The sequence below is a fragment of the Rhodoferax lithotrophicus genome, from assembly GCF_019973615.1.
In the GTDB taxonomy this organism is placed as follows: domain Bacteria; phylum Pseudomonadota; class Gammaproteobacteria; order Burkholderiales; family Burkholderiaceae_C; genus Rhodoferax; species Rhodoferax lithotrophicus.
Genome location: NZ_AP024238.1, coordinates 2,745,952 through 2,763,519, shown reverse-complemented (window position 1 = coordinate 2,763,519; position 17,568 = coordinate 2,745,952). Strand labels below are relative to the sequence as shown.

Genomic DNA, 17,568 nt, shown 5'->3' with positions numbered 1-17,568 from the left:
CCTAAACCTCCGGTGGACGGGTGACATGAGCCGGTGTACTCATCAGTTCGGAAAGGGTCTGCGGTTTTCCCAGCAAAAAGCCTTGCAGCAGGTGACAGCCGAATTGGTGCAGGTACAGCAATTGGGCATCGGTCTCGATGCCTTCGGCAATAACCTGCAGGTTCATGTGGTGGCCCAAGTCAAGAATGGTGCGCACCACGGCACCGTCACCCCGGTCGTGCGGCAGGCCACTGACAAAGGATCGGTCAATCTTCAGCGATGAGATTGGCAGGTTTTTCATGCGCGACAGCGAGGAATGACCCATGCCGAAATCATCCAGACTGATCTTGAAGCCCATCTGGCGCAAGGCTTTCATGACCGGCACCACTTTGTCGGGCTGTTTCATCACCAAGCCTTCCGTCAACTCCAGGCACAGGTATTGCGGCGCGATACCGTAGGCCTCGGTCAGTGTCAGCAACTCGGTGGGCAGGTTGGCATTGTCGAACTCCGGCGCAGCCATGTTGACGTTGACTTGCAGGCCGGGGTAGCCGTGGTGGTGCAGCTGCGTGAGGTCGCTGCAGGCTTGGCGCACCACCCAGCGGCCAATTTGTACGATCAGGCTGCTTTGCTCGGCAATCGGGATGAACAGATCGGGGTGAACCACCTCGCCATCGGGTCGATGCCAGCGGATCAGCGCTTCGACCGCTGTCACATGGGCTACATCGCGATCAAAAATAGGTTGGTACATCAGGAACAGTTCGTTGTTCACCAGGGCGCGCTGCAGTTCGGCCTCCATCGTCAGCTTTTTGGCCAGGCAGGCGCGCAGCTCGGTCATGGCCTGTGGTGTGCCACTGGAGAAAAAGTTCAGCCCGTTGCGCCCGGCGTGTTTGCTGCGGTACATGGCGGCATCGGCATTACGCATCAATTCCGAACCGGTGGCACCGTTGTGGGGAAAGAGGCTGATGCCAACGCTGGCTGACACGGTCAGTTTTTCGCCTTCAAACTGGAACGGCAGCCGCGCCGCCTGTAGCACCTGCTCACCCAGGGCATGCAGTTGCACCATGCTGCCCGTCGGGGCCACCAGCATGGCAAATTCGTCACCACCGAGTCGGCCCACGGTGGCCAGTTTGGGTTTGAGTTTGTGCAGGCGTTCGGAAAACTCGCGCAGCACCTGATTGCCGGCTTCGTGCCCGAAGGCATCGTTGATCTGCTTGAAGCGATCCAGGTCAATGTTCAAAACCGCAAAAGAACCACCGTTGGCGGTTGCGTGCAGACATTCGGTATCGAGCAAATGGTGAAAGTGCTTGCGGTTGGCCAACCCGGTCAGGTCATCCATCTGGGCCAGTCGCTCGATCAACGCCTGTTGCTCCAGCCGCTGTACCGTCTGTGCAATCAGTGCACCAATGACCTCGGCCAAGCCAGGAAGCTGGGCTTCGCGTTGGCGTGACAGGCGGCTGTAGAACTCCAGCACACCATGGCTGTGACGCCGACCCTCCATGGTGACGTAAGACACCGGAAAAGCGTAACCGGACTGCAGTCCACAAGTCTGGGCACTCAGGCATCGCAAATAACCAGGGTCGGTGGCCATGTTTTCCACCCAGGCGGGGCGCATCGTGCTCCAGACTCCCCCGACCAGACCTTGCCCTGGTGCCATCCGAAGCGTGAGGGTTTGCTCAAGGAAGGATGCCAGCGGGTACTCTGGCTTGTGCCATTCAAACAGGCAGGCCAGTCGGTGCTCGCCCATCTGCGACTGCGGTTCGGGCGACCAATAGGCACCACATTCCCACCCCAGGTTTTCACACACCAACTGAATCACCTTGGTGGCGGCTTCGGCCAGTGTCGGGGTGTTGATCAACAGTTGTGTAGATTCAAAACAGAAGCGCTCGCGCATGGCGGCCAGCCGTGACGCGGTGACATCCACCACCACCCCACGCTGCAGTGCTGGCCTGGGCTGTCGGCTGGGTTCAGCGGCCAGGCGCAACCAGCGCAAACCGGCAAACTCGTTGATGATGCGAAATTCACAGTCAATGTTGCGCCCCGCTTCGCCTACCGTGTCCAGCAGATGCAGGACATCGTCCGGGACAACTTGCTCAAAACAACTGGCGGCGCTGGCGTGGAGTCCGGTGTTGGCATCGAGCAAACTGGCGGCCCCGGCCGACAAAATCCATTGGCCGGTTTGCGGTTCGCACCACCATCGGCCGAATAAGCCCATGGATTCTGCGCTGTCTGGCAGGTTTGCTTGTGTCAGTGCCGATGCCAGGCTCTCGGTCTGATCGGTGTCGCTGATCGGCGGCGGCTCGACATGAAAGAACAAAGAGGGGTTACGCATGGCTGTCCAACTTTCTGTTTTTCGAAGAATGCCGTGCCATTCATGCAACTTTGGTGCCAGAGGAAATCGCTTTGGTGAACCCTTGGCTCCGTTATTTTTTTCAATAAGGGCATCAACCTAGGGTTTATCCGCTGGTTGGGTTACCCCAAAAGGGGTAATTCGCACCATTGCGATGCGGGGCGATGTCAATACGGAGCGTGTGGGTGTTGATTGGCGTAGATTTTTTCAGGGCCACACGATGGCCATCCCGCTCACGCCAAAGTGCCCGGCGTGATATTTGCTTGCATATTTCTCACGTAAACAACAGCGCTTGTCATTTTGGACAAGCTTGTTGGGCTGCTGTGTTGGCGAAAGATGTAACTTTGGGGTCGCAAGCAAATGGGGACAGAAAAATCTTTCGAATTGGCCGTGCACCGTCATGACGAATGTATTGCTGAACTTGGCCTGGATATATGGGTAGGGTCAGAGCCCACTTTTACGGACCGTGAGTCTCAGGCCCCTTTTTGGCTGCATGCGGCCCTGGGGGGTGACAAGGAACAACGTGCACAGGCTTTGCTGCGAAATTTAAGCGGTCTGATGGAAGGTGGTTTGCTCTTGCGAAGCATCGGACGGATGTACCCCGGAGAAAAGTTGCCCAGGTGGAACCTGGGTTTGCTGCGGTATCGGGATGGCAGACCCGTATGGGGAGGTCCTTCCGATCCGCTGATGATGACAGTGACAAATTCCGGTGACCTGCCAGACATAGGCTCACTGACTGGTGCCTTGTCTGACACATTCAAGCATCAGGATTGGTCAGCCCAATGTACACAAGCCATGGAGAGTGAACACGAGTCGGCTTGGCAGGTCACTGTCCAAATGGGCGATACCGAGGAGGATTCCCTGACCTTTTTGTTCCATGTTGTGGAGCTTGATGGGGTCACCGCGGCAGACCGGAGCCGCTGCGTTGCGCTTGAACTCCCCGCGATTGGTCATGTTGCGCTTTTTATGTCTATCTTGGCCTGTATCGAACAGGTGGCACTTTCCATAGGCTTGCCTGCGCTGGTGTTCACTGGTGCAGCCCCACCTGTGGATGAAACTTTGGAGCTCACAACCATCACGCCTGACCCGGCAGTGATTGAAATCAACACCGCACCCAGCAAAAATTGCACCGAGTTTCTTGGGCGAAGCCGGCAGGTATATGCCGCTGCGGCAGCTTTAAAACTCTCGCCTTATCGCCTCTATTTCAATGGACAGGTGGCGGACTCTGGTGGTGCGGGCCAGATCACCTTCGGTGGTGTTACGCCTGCAGACAGCCCGTTTGTGAAATACCCCCAGTTGTTACCAAGATTGGTACGGTTTTTGAACCGGCACCCCGCATTGAGTTATCTGTTTGCTCACGACTATGTGGGCGGCAGTGGTCAGTCGGTTCGCCCCGATGAGCGTGGCACGGATGCCGTTGATGATTTGCTGCTGGCATTGGTGCTTCTTGAGCGCCAACAAGAGGTTTCACCTGAGTTGCTTTGGAAAAGCCTTGCCTCGTTTTTGTGTGATGCGGTGGGCAACAGCCATCGAGCTGAAATCAATATTGAAAAATTGTGGAATCCTTTCCTTCCCGGCAGGGGGTGCCTTGGCTTGGTGGAATTTCGCTCGCTAAGGATGCAGCACACACCGCAGCGAGCCACGGCCATTGCCTGTTTGTTTCGGACATTGATAGCCATGCTGGCTTCCCGCCCCTACACCTTGCCGCTGATTGACTGGGGTCGTGAGCTTCATGATCGTTTTGCCCTGCCTTTCTATTTGAGTATGGATTTGGATGCCGTGCTGGCCCAACTGGAGGGTGCCGGACTCGGGTTGGAAAAGGAAATATGCCGTGTTTTGCGGCAAAACGAGTACCGGTTTTTCGGCAAGGTGGACTTGCCTTTTGGCACACTTGAGCTGTGGCGTGGTCTTGAGTTTTGGCCACTGGTGGGTGATGCGGCCAGTCCTGCGCAGACGGGGAGTTCCAGAATGGTGGATGCCAGCACAGCACGAATTGAAGTGAGATGGCGACCGCCATCAACAGAGCCGGGTGACACGGCAACGCTTGGGAACTGGCTTGACTGGGGTTTCTACGTGGGCGAAACCCGTTTGCCCATGCGCCTTGAAAGTGATGCTGGTGGTGCGCTCAAGGTATTTGGTGTTCGCTACAGCAGTTTTGTCCCCATGGCCGGTTTACATCCCATTCTTGGGGTTCAGGCACCATTAACTTTGACGCTGCGCCATAGGCAGTTTGAAACCCAATATGTCATCAAGCTTCATGAGTGGCAGCCCGACGGTCTGGCTTATCCATGCCTGCCCAAGGATATGGAAGACGCGCGTGAGCGTCGCTCGAACCGCATCACGGTCATCCAAGAAAATCGTCCGCATTCTTTGCATCCCCCTGAATCGGGCGCTGAGAAAGCCCAATCCAATCTTGGCCTGACGGATTACTGCCTGGACATGCGGTACCACCCGTAGTGGGTGAGGTCAGGCCACTGACCCACGGAGAAATCAGCTAGAGAAGCATGTTTGCCACGTAGGCGGGTGTAATCTGCCTGTTTGGTGGGCAGTGTCTCAAAACCCGCATGAACAGAGGCTTTGGCGGCTTGTTCTGGTAGAAGTCCACAAACTTATCCACAGAAAATGTGAATGCTCAGTCAATGAAGATGTCTGCGGATAGGCTTGCTTGGCAAGACCACGGGCAGCTAAAACAACTAGCACAAAGCGCTGAAGAAAAATTGGATTGATGAAAAATTTATACCAATTATCCTTGTAGTGCCCGTTTTATATGCGCAAGTAGCTATAAAAAACATAGTTATATAAAAAGAAACTTATCTGAGGATGAGCACTTGCCTGCAAAACAGGCAGTCCGTCGCAACCCGCATGAATACTGGGTTTGGCGACTTTTCCTAAGGCTGCTCCCCAGACTTGTCCACAAAATTTGTGGGTTTGCCATCAGCAGGGTGGTGTGCTTCTGGCTCAGGCTTTTTTGACCCAGGACGAGCACCAGCCCTTGGCCACCACCTGTTTGCCTGCGAAGATCGGACAAGCACCGCTTGCCTCACCGGCTTTGCCTTGATAGAGCGCACAACTGCTGCAGGTGCTGGCGGCTATGTAGTTTTTGAACTTGGCCTTGTCGACCCGGCTGGCATCTTCCACGTAACCGAGGGCTATGGCCTGGGCATCCTTCTCGCCCACCATAGGGGCAACGGCTGGCGTGGTGCTTGTGGTTGGAGCAGAGGCCGGAGCTGGTTCGGCCGCTGGTGCCGCTGCTGGAGGTGGTGGTGCCACATCGGCAGGTGCGGGCGGTGCAGCAGGGGGCGCTGGCGGCGTTGGCTCGGTTTTGGGTGAGCAGGCTGCCAGCAATGCCATACCAGCAAAAGGTGTGATTTCGATAAAACGTCGGCGGGTGGTGGAGGGTGTCATGGCAATTCCTTTGGGCGGATGGAGTCGGGGGGGGCGGTTTGAGCAATGATGCTGATCGCACATTCGCCACGGGTCTGTGCGCTCGCGCACAAGAGTCTATGCCTGTTTGGCAGGCACCGTTTGGAAACCCGCATAAACAGGTGCTTTGGCGGCTTGTTCAGGTACAAATCCACAAACTTATCCACAGAAATTGTGGATGTTGCCCAGAGTCTGCTCAGCTTTGATGTGGCCACGCTTCAGGCAAGCAGGAGTCAAAATTGCCTAGCACAAACTGGAGCTGGACTTGTTCAGATGTATTAAATTTTAATTAAATTTCCTTGTAATGCTTGTTTTATAAGCCTTGGCAGCTATTTATAGCGTAGCAATTTAAAAACATGCCAATCACTTGTTGTCCACCTGCCTGCGAAATAGGCAGTCCGTTGAGACCCGCATGAATGCTGGGTTTGCCGACTTTTGCCTGCTGTCCTCCCCAGACTTGTCCACAAAATTTGTGAGCTTTGTAACAGACTGCATTGATTGCGATAAATTGGCTCTGAGTCCGTTCACCGGGCCGGTGTTGAAGAGGGCAATGTTGCTTGTTGGCGCTTAACCCAACTCAAAACTGGTGATGCCGTAGATGTGTGACAGCGCCAGATCTGGCGCGGCTTGGGTGTACATGCGGGCGGTTTCAAACACCCGGTGCATACCTCTGGCTTCGGCAAGCACCACCGCAGCGGGATTCGACTCTGGCACATCCAAAAAAATGGGCGCATCACTTGCCACATCGATACACAGCGCGTCCAGCAACGCTGTTGCCAGTTCCGGGCGGTTGGCAAACAGGGGGCCCATCTTGTACCCCGTGCGGCAGCTGCGCCGCACACCGTAGCCTTGCAGTCCCTGGTCACTCACAACCCCAAGCGCCAGACTTTGTGGCTGGCTGATCCAGCGGCGCAAAAAATCGGGCCGGGCTGCCGGGAAAAAGTGGCGGTCAAAGGCCGACAGTTCCGCCAGTGCCAGCGTGTTCAAGGGGATGATGCGAGCGTTGCTGGGCAAGGTGGCTTGTAGTGGCGTTGTTGCAGCGGTGCCTTGGTAGCGGACATTGCGGTACGCCAGCTGGAAGCCGCTGCGCCGGTAGTTGTCCTGCTGCGCCGTAACACCATCCAGCCCGACATTACGCGTGCCCAGATGCGCCATGGCTGCTTGCCAGATGCGCCAGCCGTAGCCTTTTCCGCGGTAGGCGGGTTTGACGATGTAAAAGCCCAGAAAGCCGAAGGCCGCGTCATACCGCACGGCAGAAATCACCGCCACCGGCTCGTGGCCCAGCAGGCCAATCAGCAGACCTTCGGGGTCGACCGAGAAAAACGGCTCGGCATCCATCAGACCCGGGTTCCAGCCCTCTGCTGCGGCCCAGTCCAGTGCCAGATTAAATTCAATGCGGCTCATGGGCCGAATGGTGAAGTCTGCATGTGTCATGGATATGCCCCGGTCAGAATGGAACTTTCATGGTAAAGCAAGACACTGGTGTTGCCCAGCACCAGGGGTGGTGCTTTTCGTCAGAACGCCAAAACGCACACGGTCGTTATTATTGGCCGCTACCACGTCACGCCTGACCTGTGGGGTGGAAGGCGCAGTGGCTTTTTTGGAGAAATGCAATTGAAGAAACAAATCGCCCTCGTGGCACTGTGGATCGCCTTGGCGGGCTGCAGCAAAATCACGGCAGAAAACTATGCCAAGTTGCAAACGGGCATGCCACAGACGGAGGTGAATGCCATTCTGGGCAAGCCTGACTCTTGTGATGACGTGCTGGGCTTCAAAAGCTGCCGCTGGGGTGACGATAAAAGTAATGTGACGGTGCGCTTTGTCGCCGACAAGCTGGTGCTGCATGAAGCGGTGAATATCCGCTGAGAGGGAATATCCGAGAGGCCGTTAATCAAATTGCCGTTTGAAGCGCTTCAGACCCAGTGCCCCCGCCAGCGTTCCCAGTACCAGGATGCCGAGCACAGAATCCCATAACAGGTTCAGGCCCGCACCTTTGAGAATGATGCCGTAGGCCGCGTCGATGTAGTAATACAAGGGAGAGATGTACATGCCCCAGCGGGCCAGCGCCGGCATGGCTTCGGGCGGAGTCCACACGCCTGACAGAAACATCATGGGTGCCAGCACCAGAATGGCCAGCATGCTGGCTTGTGCCAGATTACGGGTCAGGGTGGCAATAAACAGCCCGATACCCGAAAGCGCAAAGATATACAGCGTGGTGACCAGATAGAACAGCACCACGCTGCCCCGAAAGGGCACACCAAATACGGGTCCAAGCACACCCAGCAGCGTTAATGTGGTTCCCGCCAGAATCACCAACGTCATCGCCAGCACTTTGGGAAACATCACCTGAAACGGGGTCAGTGGTGAAACGATGAGTTGTTCAATGGTGCCACGTTCCTTCTCGCGCACCATGGCCGCCGCAGGCAACAGAATGGCAAACACGGTGATGACGTTGAGCAACTCCGAAATGGACATGAACCAGGCATCGTTCTCATTGGGATTGAACCAGACGCGTTGCTGGTTGTTGATCATGGGGACGGCAGACATACTTTGCCCCCCCAGCCCGGCGCGCAAAAGTCCGGCTTCCAGACCATAACGGGCGACGATTTGTGTGGCGTCGCTGTAGGCAAGAAACCCTAGCACCGAGTTGCTGGCATCAATTTGCATCTGCAACTGTGTGCTGCCTCCGCGTGCCAAGGTCTGACCAAATTGAGGTGGGATGTCCAGCGTAAACAGGGCTGCCGAGTCATCAAGCAGGCGCAAACTTTGGCGCTCGCTGCCGACCTCTCCCCGATTGTTGAATCGTGGTGGCAGGAACCGCCCCAGCAGCTCACGTGATGCGGCACTGCGGTCATGATCCTGGAAGACCATCGCTGCATTGTTGAGTTGCAGCGTGACACCTGAGCCAGCGTTGTAAATATCCATGCTGAAGGCGTAAACAATCAGGAACAGCAACACAGGATCGCGCCATAGTTGCAGTAACTCCTTCAGGCTCATGGCCCGCAGCCGCATCCACCAGACACTCAAGTCTTGCCCCGAGATCCAGCCCTTCATGATTTCACCCGTTTATGAAATAGCAGATAGCCCAGTGTGAACAAGGTTGCGGCATACAAGGCCAGTACCACCATGTTGCCCCACAGACCACGCCAACCAACCCCTTTGAGAAAGCTCCCCATCACGATGTCGGTGTAATACATACCGGGAAGTAAATGAGCAATCAAACTGGCTACCTCAGACAGTGATGAGATGGGTATCAGTACCCCGGAATACAGCACCGCGGGCACCACGGTCAAAATTGCAGTGCCCATCATGGCGGCCACTTGAGTACGCACTGCCACCGACACCAGCAGCCCAATGCCAGTGGTACAGGTCACATAAAGCATGGAGGCCAGCGCAAAGAACAAAAAATCACCCTTGAAAGGCGCACCAAACAGCAGTGTGGCTATCGCCCATAACAAGCCAACATTCAGGGTTGAGATGGCCACATAGGGAGCGAGCTTGCCGATCAAAAATTCGCTACGCAGCACGGTGGAGGCATAGATGTTGTAGATGGAGCCACTTTCTTTTTCGCGCACCACCCCAAGCGCTGTCAGGAAAGGTGGCGAAATCATCATGATCGCCATGATCAGCTTCGGTGCCAACGACCAGATACTTTTGACACTCTGGTTGTACAGATAGCGCACCTGCAGTTGCACCGGTTGAAGCATGGCGCGTGCGTGGGTTAAAGGAATTCCCGCAGAGCGGGCCAAAAAGTCCGACACCACATCCACGTTCATTGACGCATTGATGGCTTCTACATAACCTTTGGTGGTCAGCGCCCGGAACGGAAAAGTGCCATCCATCAGGGTCTGAACCTCAGCCGGATGCCCTGCGAGCAGGTTTTGCTGAAAATGCGGGGGAATCACGATGACTGCACGCAACTTGCTGTCACTGAGTGCATTGGTGAGCTGACGCTCGTCATCTGCGTAACCCTGAAAATGGAAATAGCGCGACCCAATGAAGCGGTTGGCATATTCGCGTGAAAGGGCTGTACGGTCGTGATCCACCACAGCCATCGGAATGTTTTCAACATCCAGCGAGAGGCCATAGCCAAACAACACGGTCAAGGCGGCGGGAACAACAAAAGCCAAGGTAAAAAACAGCCGGTCGCGCACAATTTCGCGCCACTCCTTGCTGGCCACTGCCGCAATGCGACTGAAGTTCATGGTTTTACCTCCTGGTGTGCTGTGTCACGGTTGGCTGCACGCTCGCGGGCTTCAATGTCTGTCACCCGGTAAACAAATACATCTTCCATCGTGAGTGCGCGGGGCTGTACCCGGCTCACCAATACACCTTGTGCGGCGAGCCAGGTCGCCGTTGCCACAGGATCACTCAGACCAGCGGGCGGCAGGCAATGCACTTTGCGCCCAAACAAGGTGACATGTTCAAAACCCAGTGCCTGCAGTTGCTCGGCGGTGTGTTGTGGTGTTTCGGTGCTGATCTCAAAAAGTCGTCCCGCTTCACGCTCCACAGCCGTCTTCATGCCTGCCGGTGAATCGTCCGCAACCACACGCCCGGCATCCATCAGCGCCAGGTGGTCGCAATGTTCGGCCTCACTCATGTAGTGGGTGGTGACAAGCACCGTCATGCCTTGTTCGCGTGACAGGCGAAACAAAATGTCCCAGAAGGTACGCCGACCTACGGGATCCACACCCGAGGTGGGTTCGTCCAGAAAGACCACCTGCGGTTGATGTACCAGGGCACAACCCAGCGCCAGACGCTGACGCAGCCCCATGGGTAAGCTGGCGGCGCGTGCACCTTGGCTTTCGCCCAGGCCAGCCATCTCCAGCACCCAGGCCGTGCGCTCAGCGGTGCGCCGTTTGTCCAGTCCATAAATACCAGCGTACAAATGGATGTTTTCAAGCACCGTCAAGTCCATGTAGAGTGAAAAGGCTTGTGACATGTAGCCAATGCGCTCTTTGATGGTGAAACCTGCCACACGCATGTCGGCACCGGCTACCTGCCCTTTGCCCGAACTCGGCGTGAGGATGCCGGTCAGCATCTTGATTACCGTGCTTTTACCTGCTCCATTGGCCCCCAACAAACCAAAAATCTCGCCTTGCGGTACTCTGAAACTCACTTGGTCGACCGCCCGGAACTCGCCAAACTGGCGCACCAATTGATCGGCCTCAATGGCCAGTGCTGTGCCACTGCGAGGGGCAGAAAGACGCGTCTTTGGCAGTGCTGCCGGGCTCATGGTGACCAACTGGCGGCGGCGCAGCATGGCAATAAAAACGTCTTCCAGTTCTGGATCAAAGGTCTCCAACTTCAGGCCATTGTTTGCAGGGTGCAAAACATCCCGAACACTGGCTATGGCCGCGGCCTCGTTCAGGTCGTCCACAAAAACCCGTATGGCCGGGCCCATGGCCTCTACCTGGGAAAACCGGGTGCCCAGCAAGCGCAGGCTGTTGACCTGGTCGCCGCCCGTGACCGACACCATGGTGCCTGTGGCAAGGCGGCGAATATCTTCAGGGCTGCCACTGGCCAGCATACGTCCGGCAAACAGCAAGGCGACACGGTTAAAACGGCTGGCTTCGTCCATGTAGGCGGTGGAGACCAAGGCGGTGGTGCCATTTTTGCGTAGCAGGCTGGACAGGATGTTCCAGAAGTCGCGCCGTGATACCGGATCAACACCCGTCGTGGGTTCGTCAAGAATAATGAACTCGGGTTCGTGAATCAGTGTGCAAACCAGGCCGAGCTTTTGCTTCATACCGCCTGAGAGTTGTTTCATGGGACGGTTGCGAAATTTGTCCAGCCTTGTCACCGCCAGCAGTTCCTGCTTGCGCTGCTTCAGCACCTCTTCTGGCACCAGCCGCAGGCGGGCAAAAAAATCAATGTTTTCCTCAATCGACAGGTCGCCATACAGGTTTTGTCCAAGGCCTTGGGGCATCAGGCCGATGCGGCCTTTGATACGTTCGGCCTGCCGCTCGCTGGTCAGCGGCACACCAAACACCTCCAGTTCGCCGCCTTCAAAACTCAGCACACCCGCTGCGGCCTTCATCAGACTGGACTTGCCAGCACCGTCAGGCCCGATCAGACCAAATATTTCGCCTCGGCCAATGTCAAGATCCAGACCATCCACCGCAACATGGCCACCATAACGCTTGACAAAGCCACGTGCATGCAGAACCGTTGATGTATCCATGGTTACCACCGGGGACTGCGCCACTCAACATCGTCTTTCCAGCGCACCACAGCATCGGCAGGAACCCCTGGTGTGAGCTGATGGGCAGGGTTGCTGTCAAGGTACAGTTTGACCGCGTAAGTGAGTTTGACGCGTTCGTCTTGCGTTTGAACTTCTTTGGGTGTGAACTCGGCACGTGAACTGATCATGCGAACCGTTGCTGCGAAGCTCTTGTCCGGGAATGCATCGGTGTGAATACGTGCCGGCAAGCCCACCCGCAACTTGCCAATTTGCAGTTCAGGTACATAGACCTTGACATAAAGCCGGTCCAGATCGACCAGTTCAAGCACCGGGCTGCCTGCGGCGACGATTTCACCAGGTTCGCGTACACGCATCATCACCACGCCAGCACTGGGTGCTTTCAGACTCAGGTCAGCCAGCACACTTTCAACTTCAGCCAAGGTGGCTTGCGCCTGAGCCAGCTGGGCTGTGACGGCTGCCAATTCGCTTTCTTTCGCACGAACACGATCCTGGCCCAAGCCAGCTTGGGCCGCCAATGCTTGCGAACGTGCCAATCCTTGGCCAGCTGCCGCGACATCTGCGGCCGCAGCAATGGCCGCTACACGGGCCAGTTCTGCACGTTGGGCGGGCACTGACCCGCGCCGGGCCAGGTCATCCAAGCGTGCGGCATCACGTCTGGCCTGTGCGTCTGCGGCGCGGGCCTTTTCCAGCATGGCATCAGCCTGGCCAATACCGGTGTTTGCACTGGCCTGTTCCAGTGGAACCTGTTTGCGCAGGGCTCCCAGTGCGGTTTCGACCGCTTGACGTTGCGCAGCCACAGCCGCCACTGCCGCTTTGGCCTGGTTGACTTTGGCCTGTACTTGCGCATCATCCAGCACGGCAAGCACCTGACCAGCCTGCACACTGCTGCCTTCGCTGACCTTGATCTGGGCAATACGTCCAGAAATTTTGCTGGCGATCGTGATCTGGTCACCTTCAATACGGCCATTGGCCTGCAATAAACCTTCGGGTAAAGCACGTTGTGCCTGGTTGTGGTTGTAGGCCAGATAGCCGACGGCAGCAAGTACAAGTGCCACAGCAATCAAGAGGGTGGGTTTTGTGATCTTCATGGCTAACACTTTCAGGGTTCACAGTTCGCCGTTGGCGCGTTTGAGGCGTTGTACAGCGAGCACGTTGTCGTAAAGGGCGTTGAAGTAATTGCTGCCACTTTTGATTCGCAGCGTTTCGGCATCCAGAACCTCGGTGTGGCTACCCACACCAGATTGGTAGCGGTCACGTGAGACACGCAGGTTTTCTTGCGCTTGCTCTACGGCGGTAGCTGCCACCGGGATCCGGCTGGCACTTTCCTGGCGCATCAAGTCAGCCGCCAGCACCTGAAACGCGATCTGGCTCTCAAGGTCACTGCGCAACGCAGAAACTGCAGCCGCACGCGCGGCCAGGGCATCTGCCTGGCGGCGGTGGACATTGCCATCAAACAACTCCCAGCGCACCCCGACACCCAAGTTCCACAACTGTTCTTTGTCCAGGTAGCGGTTCTGCAACTGGTTGTAACCCGCATTCAGAACCACTTGTGGCAAGCCCGCTGCGCGTGTTGCTGCCGACTGAAACATCAACGCATCAGCTTGGTGCGCCAGTCCGACCAGCTCCGCACGCGGTGCTGGAGTGCCCGGTGCCTGGGGGGCGCTGGCGGTGTGGACGGCGGGCTGCGCCAAATCGTCAATCACCACAGGTGTTGTCATTGGCCGTCCAAGCAAGCGGTTGTAATGGGCCTGAGCAATCTCCAGGGCGGTAGCCGCACGCATCTGGTCTTGCCTGGCTGAAGCCTCTGCGGTGCGGGCGGCAAGGGCATCACTGCGTGCCACCAGACCATGTTCAAGAAACGCATTCACATCACGCAGGTGAGCCGTCAGCGTGACCACGCCGCTGTCAGCCAACTCCAGCAAGCGCTGTGCGCGCAACACGCCGACATAAGCTTCGGCCACACTGAGCTTGATGTCCTGACGGGTGCGCTCCACATCGGTGTGTGCGGCAGACAGTTGTGCATCTGCGGCTTTGGCAGCGTTGGTAAGCCTGCCACCGGTATACAAGGGCAGGGTTACACCCGCATGCAACAGCGTACTTTCCGCCTGGGCAAACGGTAGTACTGTGGCTGGCAAGGGGGATATGTGCACCCTAAAAGATGGTTCATCAGAAAACCGGTTGTACAGCGCCTCTACCGACATTTGGGGTTTTGCCTGCCCTTGGGCCGCAGCCAGCCCGAATTCGGCTGCTGCCACCTGGTGGTGGCTGGCTGATAGTCGGGCATCTTGTTGCAGGGCGGTGTCAAACGCCTGTTCAAGGGTTTCCGCGTTTCCACCTACGGTAAAAGCCGTGAGGCTGAGCAACATGAACATGCGCGGAATCCATGTGGCACGACTCCGATGATTCAGATAAGGAACATTTAGCGACACCATGGCAATCGGGATGTATCAGGCTATGAAGACCTTTTTGCATCAAGAGTAATAGTTGATCCCAAGAATAAGGGTAAACCCTGATGATGGTGCTCAGTTTTGACGCGATTGAAAAATGAGCCACCGTGTGCTGGATGATGAACCCAAAATTCACCTCTGTACGTGGGGTGAAGCCAGGTTATCCCTCCGCAACTGACAAAATACCTGAGTGTCCATGTGTTGCTAAAGTGCAAAATTCAACTTGATTGATCAGAGAGTTTCAGTTTTCATGACGGACAAACCCACGCGCCACTTACGCCATAACAAGCCCACTCCTGAGGGGGAACGTACATCGGCACAGTTGCGAAAAGCCCCCAACCAGCACCGTGCAGCACTGACCATTCAAATTTTGTTTGAAGCAGCCGCACAGATCATGGAGTCTGAGGGCTTGGCAGGCCTGACGACCAACCGGATCGCTGAGCAGGCGGGGTATGCGGTAGGCACGGTCTACCAGTACTTCAATAACAAAGAAAGTCTGCTGCTGGCCATGGCCATGCATGAGCTGGAGGACGTGGCGCAGACCACTCGGGAAGCCATGGATCAGGCGGCAGTGCGTTCACTGGACGAAACCTTGCGTGCCACCATTCACGCTTGGATCAATGCCTTTGGCGGACGGCAACGGGTTCAGTTTCTGTTAATGCAGGCGGTGATGGATCATGGCGCGTTCCCTGAGTTTCATCGCCGTATTACTGAAATTGCAGACTTTTTGGGGCAAAAGCTGGCAGTTTTGCCTGTGGATGGGGTTCGATCCCTGACTCCGGCGGGCCAGTTTGTCATTACACGTGCATTGCTTGGTGCCATTCGTTACGGTGTGGTGGAAAACACGTCTTTGCTGCACCAAACATCGCTGGAGACAGAGTTGATCCATTTGATGCGTGGCATGTTGTTAAACCCAGCTGAAGCGCCGGGCCATTAAGTTATTTCATAAAAATGGCTTGTAGAGCAAGCAAAATAAGCGTGAGCAGCTATTTATTTGATAGTTTTTTGCGTTGAAAATGACTCGGAGCCTTGCCCATGGCTTGTTTGAACATGGCGCTGAAGGCACTGTCACTGGCGTAACCACTGGCGGCAGCCACCTGGGCGATGGAGAGGCCGCGGGTCAGTTGGGGCAGGGCATGGGCCAGCACGGCTTGCAGTCGCCATTGCTGGAAGGTGGTGTCCAGCTCATCGCGGAACAGGCGCGCCACGGTACGCTCGCTGGCACCCACTTGCTTGCCCCAATCGCGCAGCTGCGATTTTTCTGCCGGGTTGCGCAGCACCGCTTCACACAGGGTGCGCAATCGCTTGTCACCATGCTCCGGGTGGGGCATGGGTACACCCAGTGCCTGGGTGTCGGCGCGGGTGATTTCATCCATGGCCAGCGCCATGAGGGCATCTTCCCGGGGGCCCACTTCGGAGCCTTCCAGCGCGTGGATCAACTCACGCAGCAGCTTGCTCACCACCAGCACGCGGCACTCGATCCAGTCGGGTGGCAGCACGGCGGGTGCAATGTCCACGGTGCGTAATTCAGCAGCTTCGAGCACCACCACGTTGTGTTGCACATGCGGCGGTAGCCAGACTGCGCGGGTAGATGGCACGATGAAGGTGGTTTGCACTTCGCCTTGCGTCACGGTGACCTGCATCAAGCCGCTGGCGCAGTAGGTGAACTGTGACCAGGGGTGTTGGTGGGGTTCAATGTGGGCATCCATGGCCAGTGATCTGGCGCGGCTACGCACCGGTCGTGCGGCACTGGGCGGGCGGTTGGCGGAGGTGTCAAACGACACCGGGGTGAGGGCGGTTTTGCGTTTCATGGCGGGAATTCGACGATTATTGTCTTTTTGCCGTATTTCTGCATACCGCAGCTGCCTCTACCATTGAAGCATGACAAGTACCACCCTTCATCCTTCTGCGGCTTCGGTGCCGCTTCAGCAAGATGCCAGCATCATTGCCCTGGTCGGCATGGCACATGCCGCTTCGCACTTTGGCCATTTGTTATTGCCGCCGCTGTTTCCGGTGTTCATGAAAGAGTTTGGCCTGAGCTTTTCTCAGTTGGGGGCACTCATGAGCGTGTTTTTTGTGGTGTCCGGCCTGGGGCAAGCCAGTGCCGGGTTTGTGGTAGACAAGCTGGGTGCGCGGCCTTTGCTGTTTATGGCCATCAGTCTGTTTGCCGCCGCTGCACTTCTGGCTTCCAGTGTTACCGATTACAGCGGTTTGATGGTGGTTGCAGCGCTGGCGGGCTTGGCCAATGCCACCTTTCACCCGGTGGACTTCACCATTTTGAATCAGCGGGTGTCCGCACCGCGACTGGGGCATGCATTCAGCGCACATGGTTTGACCGGTAATTTGGGCTGGGCGGCGGCCCCCGTGTTTTTTGCCACACTCACGGCGCTGAGCAACTGGCGCACCGCTTACCTGGGGGCTGCGGCTTTGTATGGGCTGGTGCTGGTGGTGTTGCTACTCAACCGCGACAAGCTCAGCACCCAGATCGTGGCGCACCACCCGGATGCGCCTGTTGAACACAGTCTGGCGTTCATGAAGCTGCCGGTGGTGTGGTGGTGTTTTGCCTTCTTTTTGCTCTCGACCATGACCCTGGCGGTGATTCAGAGTTTCTCGGTGTCGATCCTGAAGGCCATGCATGGCATCAGCTTTGAGGCGGCCACGTTGACACTCACGGCCTACATGTTGTGTGGTGCGCTGGGCATGTTTGTGGGTGGTTTTGTCGCCGCCTATTCACGCCACAGTGACCGTGTGGTGGCGATGGCCATGTCAGCTGCGGCGCTGTTGCTGGCCTTGTGTGGCACCGGCTTGTTTGGGGCCACGTTGACCATGGTGGTGCTGGCGGCCACCGGTTTCGCCGTGGGTATTGGCGGGCCGTCGCGTGACATGATGATCAAAAAGGCCACCCCCAAAGGGGCTACCGGGCGGGTGTATGGGCTGGTGTATTCGGGGCTGGACACCGGTTTTGCCATTTCGCCGCTGGTGTTTGGCGCGTTCATGGATCGGGGCTGGTACAGCGCCACGCTGATAGGGGCCGCAGCGGTCTTGCTGCTCAGTGTGGTGGCTGCGCTGGGGGTGGGGCAGCGCACCGGGCGGCAGGCTGTCAAGGTGGGCTGATACCAAGTAACCTGTCAGTTTTTGCTCCCAGGCTTTCATTGCACAATGCGCTC

General features: G+C 56.8%; 12 protein-coding genes and 2 pseudogenes. 4 read left to right on the top strand and 10 right to left on the bottom strand.

The features are described 5' to 3' along the window. Window position 1: 1 nt before the first annotated feature. Window positions 2-2,308, bottom strand: a complete 2,307-nt coding sequence (locus LDN84_RS12725) for a GGDEF domain-containing protein (protein ID WP_223903828.1) — start codon at window positions 2,306-2,308, stop codon at window positions 2-4. A 408-nt stretch (window positions 2,309-2,716) separates the two neighbouring features. On the opposite strand from LDN84_RS12725, the gene LDN84_RS12720 reads away from it, so the two are divergent. Then, window positions 2,717-4,783, top strand: a complete 2,067-nt coding sequence (locus tag LDN84_RS12720) for a transglutaminase family protein (protein WP_223903827.1) — start codon at window positions 2,717-2,719, stop codon at window positions 4,781-4,783. A 501-nt stretch (window positions 4,784-5,284) separates the two neighbouring features. Here LDN84_RS12720 and LDN84_RS23050 read toward each other — a convergent pair. After that, window positions 5,285-5,731 (bottom strand): high-potential iron-sulfur protein, encoded by a 447-nt coding sequence (locus tag LDN84_RS23050; protein ID WP_317134796.1) that lies wholly within the window; start codon window positions 5,729-5,731, stop codon window positions 5,285-5,287. A 585-nt stretch (window positions 5,732-6,316) separates the two neighbouring features. Next, a complete protein-coding gene (locus LDN84_RS12710; protein ID WP_223903826.1) occupies window positions 6,317-7,183 on the bottom strand; it encodes a GNAT family N-acetyltransferase in 867 nt (288 codons plus the stop codon). 51 nt (window positions 7,184-7,234) lie between these two features. On the opposite strand from LDN84_RS12710, the gene LDN84_RS12705 reads away from it, so the two are divergent. Then, a complete protein-coding gene (locus tag LDN84_RS12705) occupies window positions 7,235-7,615 on the top strand; it encodes an outer membrane protein assembly factor BamE (protein WP_223903825.1) in 381 nt (126 codons plus the stop codon). A gap of 21 nt (window positions 7,616-7,636) precedes the next feature. On the opposite strand, the gene LDN84_RS12700 is transcribed toward LDN84_RS12705, so the two are convergent. The 6 genes and pseudogenes from LDN84_RS12700 to LDN84_RS12680 form a co-directional block, all read right to left on the bottom strand. Next, window positions 7,637-8,803 (bottom strand): ABC transporter permease, encoded by a 1,167-nt coding sequence (locus LDN84_RS12700; RefSeq protein WP_223903824.1) that lies wholly within the window; start codon window positions 8,801-8,803, stop codon window positions 7,637-7,639. After that, window positions 8,800-9,954 carry an ABC transporter permease gene (locus tag LDN84_RS12695; protein WP_223903823.1) on the bottom strand — a complete coding sequence of 385 codons (1,155 nt, stop codon included), beginning with the start codon at window positions 9,952-9,954 and terminating at the stop codon, window positions 8,800-8,802. Before LDN84_RS12695 ends, LDN84_RS12700 begins: the two co-directional genes overlap by 4 nt. Next, window positions 9,951-10,931: pseudogene (locus LDN84_RS23195) on the bottom strand (ATP-binding cassette domain-containing protein); the annotation flags it as partial. The gene LDN84_RS12695 and the pseudogene LDN84_RS23195, both read right to left, overlap by 4 nt. Before the next feature lie 504 nt (window positions 10,932-11,435). Beyond that, window positions 11,436-11,933: pseudogene (locus LDN84_RS23190) on the bottom strand (ATP-binding cassette domain-containing protein); the annotation flags it as partial. Window positions 11,934-11,935: 2 nt separating this feature from the next. Further along, window positions 11,936-13,042, bottom strand: coding sequence for an HlyD family secretion protein (locus LDN84_RS12685; RefSeq protein ID WP_223903821.1), 1,107 nt, complete (start codon window positions 13,040-13,042; stop codon window positions 11,936-11,938). 18 nt (window positions 13,043-13,060) lie between these two features. Continuing rightward, window positions 13,061-14,326: a TolC family protein gene (locus tag LDN84_RS12680; protein ID WP_223903820.1), complete on the bottom strand. Its 1,266-nt coding sequence runs from the start codon at window positions 14,324-14,326 to the stop codon at window positions 13,061-13,063. Window positions 14,327-14,651: 325 nt separating this feature from the next. On the opposite strand from LDN84_RS12680, the gene LDN84_RS12675 reads away from it, so the two are divergent. Beyond that, window positions 14,652-15,338 carry a TetR/AcrR family transcriptional regulator gene (locus LDN84_RS12675; protein ID WP_223903819.1) on the top strand — a complete coding sequence of 229 codons (687 nt, stop codon included), beginning with the start codon at window positions 14,652-14,654 and terminating at the stop codon, window positions 15,336-15,338. Between the two features lie 49 nt (window positions 15,339-15,387). Here the strand turns inward: LDN84_RS12675 and LDN84_RS12670 are convergent, their stop codons facing one another. Continuing rightward, window positions 15,388-16,212: an AraC family transcriptional regulator gene (locus tag LDN84_RS12670; protein ID WP_223903818.1), complete on the bottom strand. Its 825-nt coding sequence runs from the start codon at window positions 16,210-16,212 to the stop codon at window positions 15,388-15,390. A gap of 70 nt (window positions 16,213-16,282) precedes the next feature. Here LDN84_RS12670 and LDN84_RS12665 point away from each other — a divergent pair, with 70 nt between their 5' ends. After that, on the top strand, window positions 16,283-17,515 hold the full coding sequence (locus LDN84_RS12665) for an MFS transporter (protein WP_223903817.1): 1,233 nt from the start codon (window positions 16,283-16,285) through the stop codon (window positions 17,513-17,515). Window positions 17,516-17,568 lie beyond the last annotated feature (53 nt).

Bases quoted from the DNA above. Each gene is read 5' to 3' on its own strand.
- LDN84_RS12725 (WP_223903828.1), bottom strand. From the start codon at position 2,308: ATGCGTAACCCCTCTTTGTTCTTTCATGTCGAGCCGCCGCCGATCAGC.
- LDN84_RS23050 (WP_317134796.1), bottom strand. From the start codon at position 5,731: ATGACACCCTCCACCACCCGCCGACGTTTTATCGAAATCACACCTTTT.
- LDN84_RS12710 (WP_223903826.1), bottom strand. From the start codon at position 7,183: ATGACACATGCAGACTTCACCATTCGGCCCATGAGCCGCATTGAATTT.
- LDN84_RS12700 (WP_223903824.1), bottom strand. From the start codon at position 8,803: ATGAAGGGCTGGATCTCGGGGCAAGACTTGAGTGTCTGGTGGATGCGG.
- LDN84_RS12695 (WP_223903823.1), bottom strand. From the start codon at position 9,954: ATGAACTTCAGTCGCATTGCGGCAGTGGCCAGCAAGGAGTGGCGCGAA.
- LDN84_RS12685 (WP_223903821.1), bottom strand. From the start codon at position 13,042: ATGAAGATCACAAAACCCACCCTCTTGATTGCTGTGGCACTTGTACTT.
- LDN84_RS12680 (WP_223903820.1), bottom strand. From the start codon at position 14,326: ATGTTCATGTTGCTCAGCCTCACGGCTTTTACCGTAGGTGGAAACGCG.
- LDN84_RS12675 (WP_223903819.1), top strand. From the start codon at position 14,652: ATGACGGACAAACCCACGCGCCACTTACGCCATAACAAGCCCACTCCT.
- LDN84_RS12670 (WP_223903818.1), bottom strand. From the start codon at position 16,212: ATGAAACGCAAAACCGCCCTCACCCCGGTGTCGTTTGACACCTCCGCC.
- LDN84_RS12665 (WP_223903817.1), top strand. From the start codon at position 16,283: ATGACAAGTACCACCCTTCATCCTTCTGCGGCTTCGGTGCCGCTTCAG.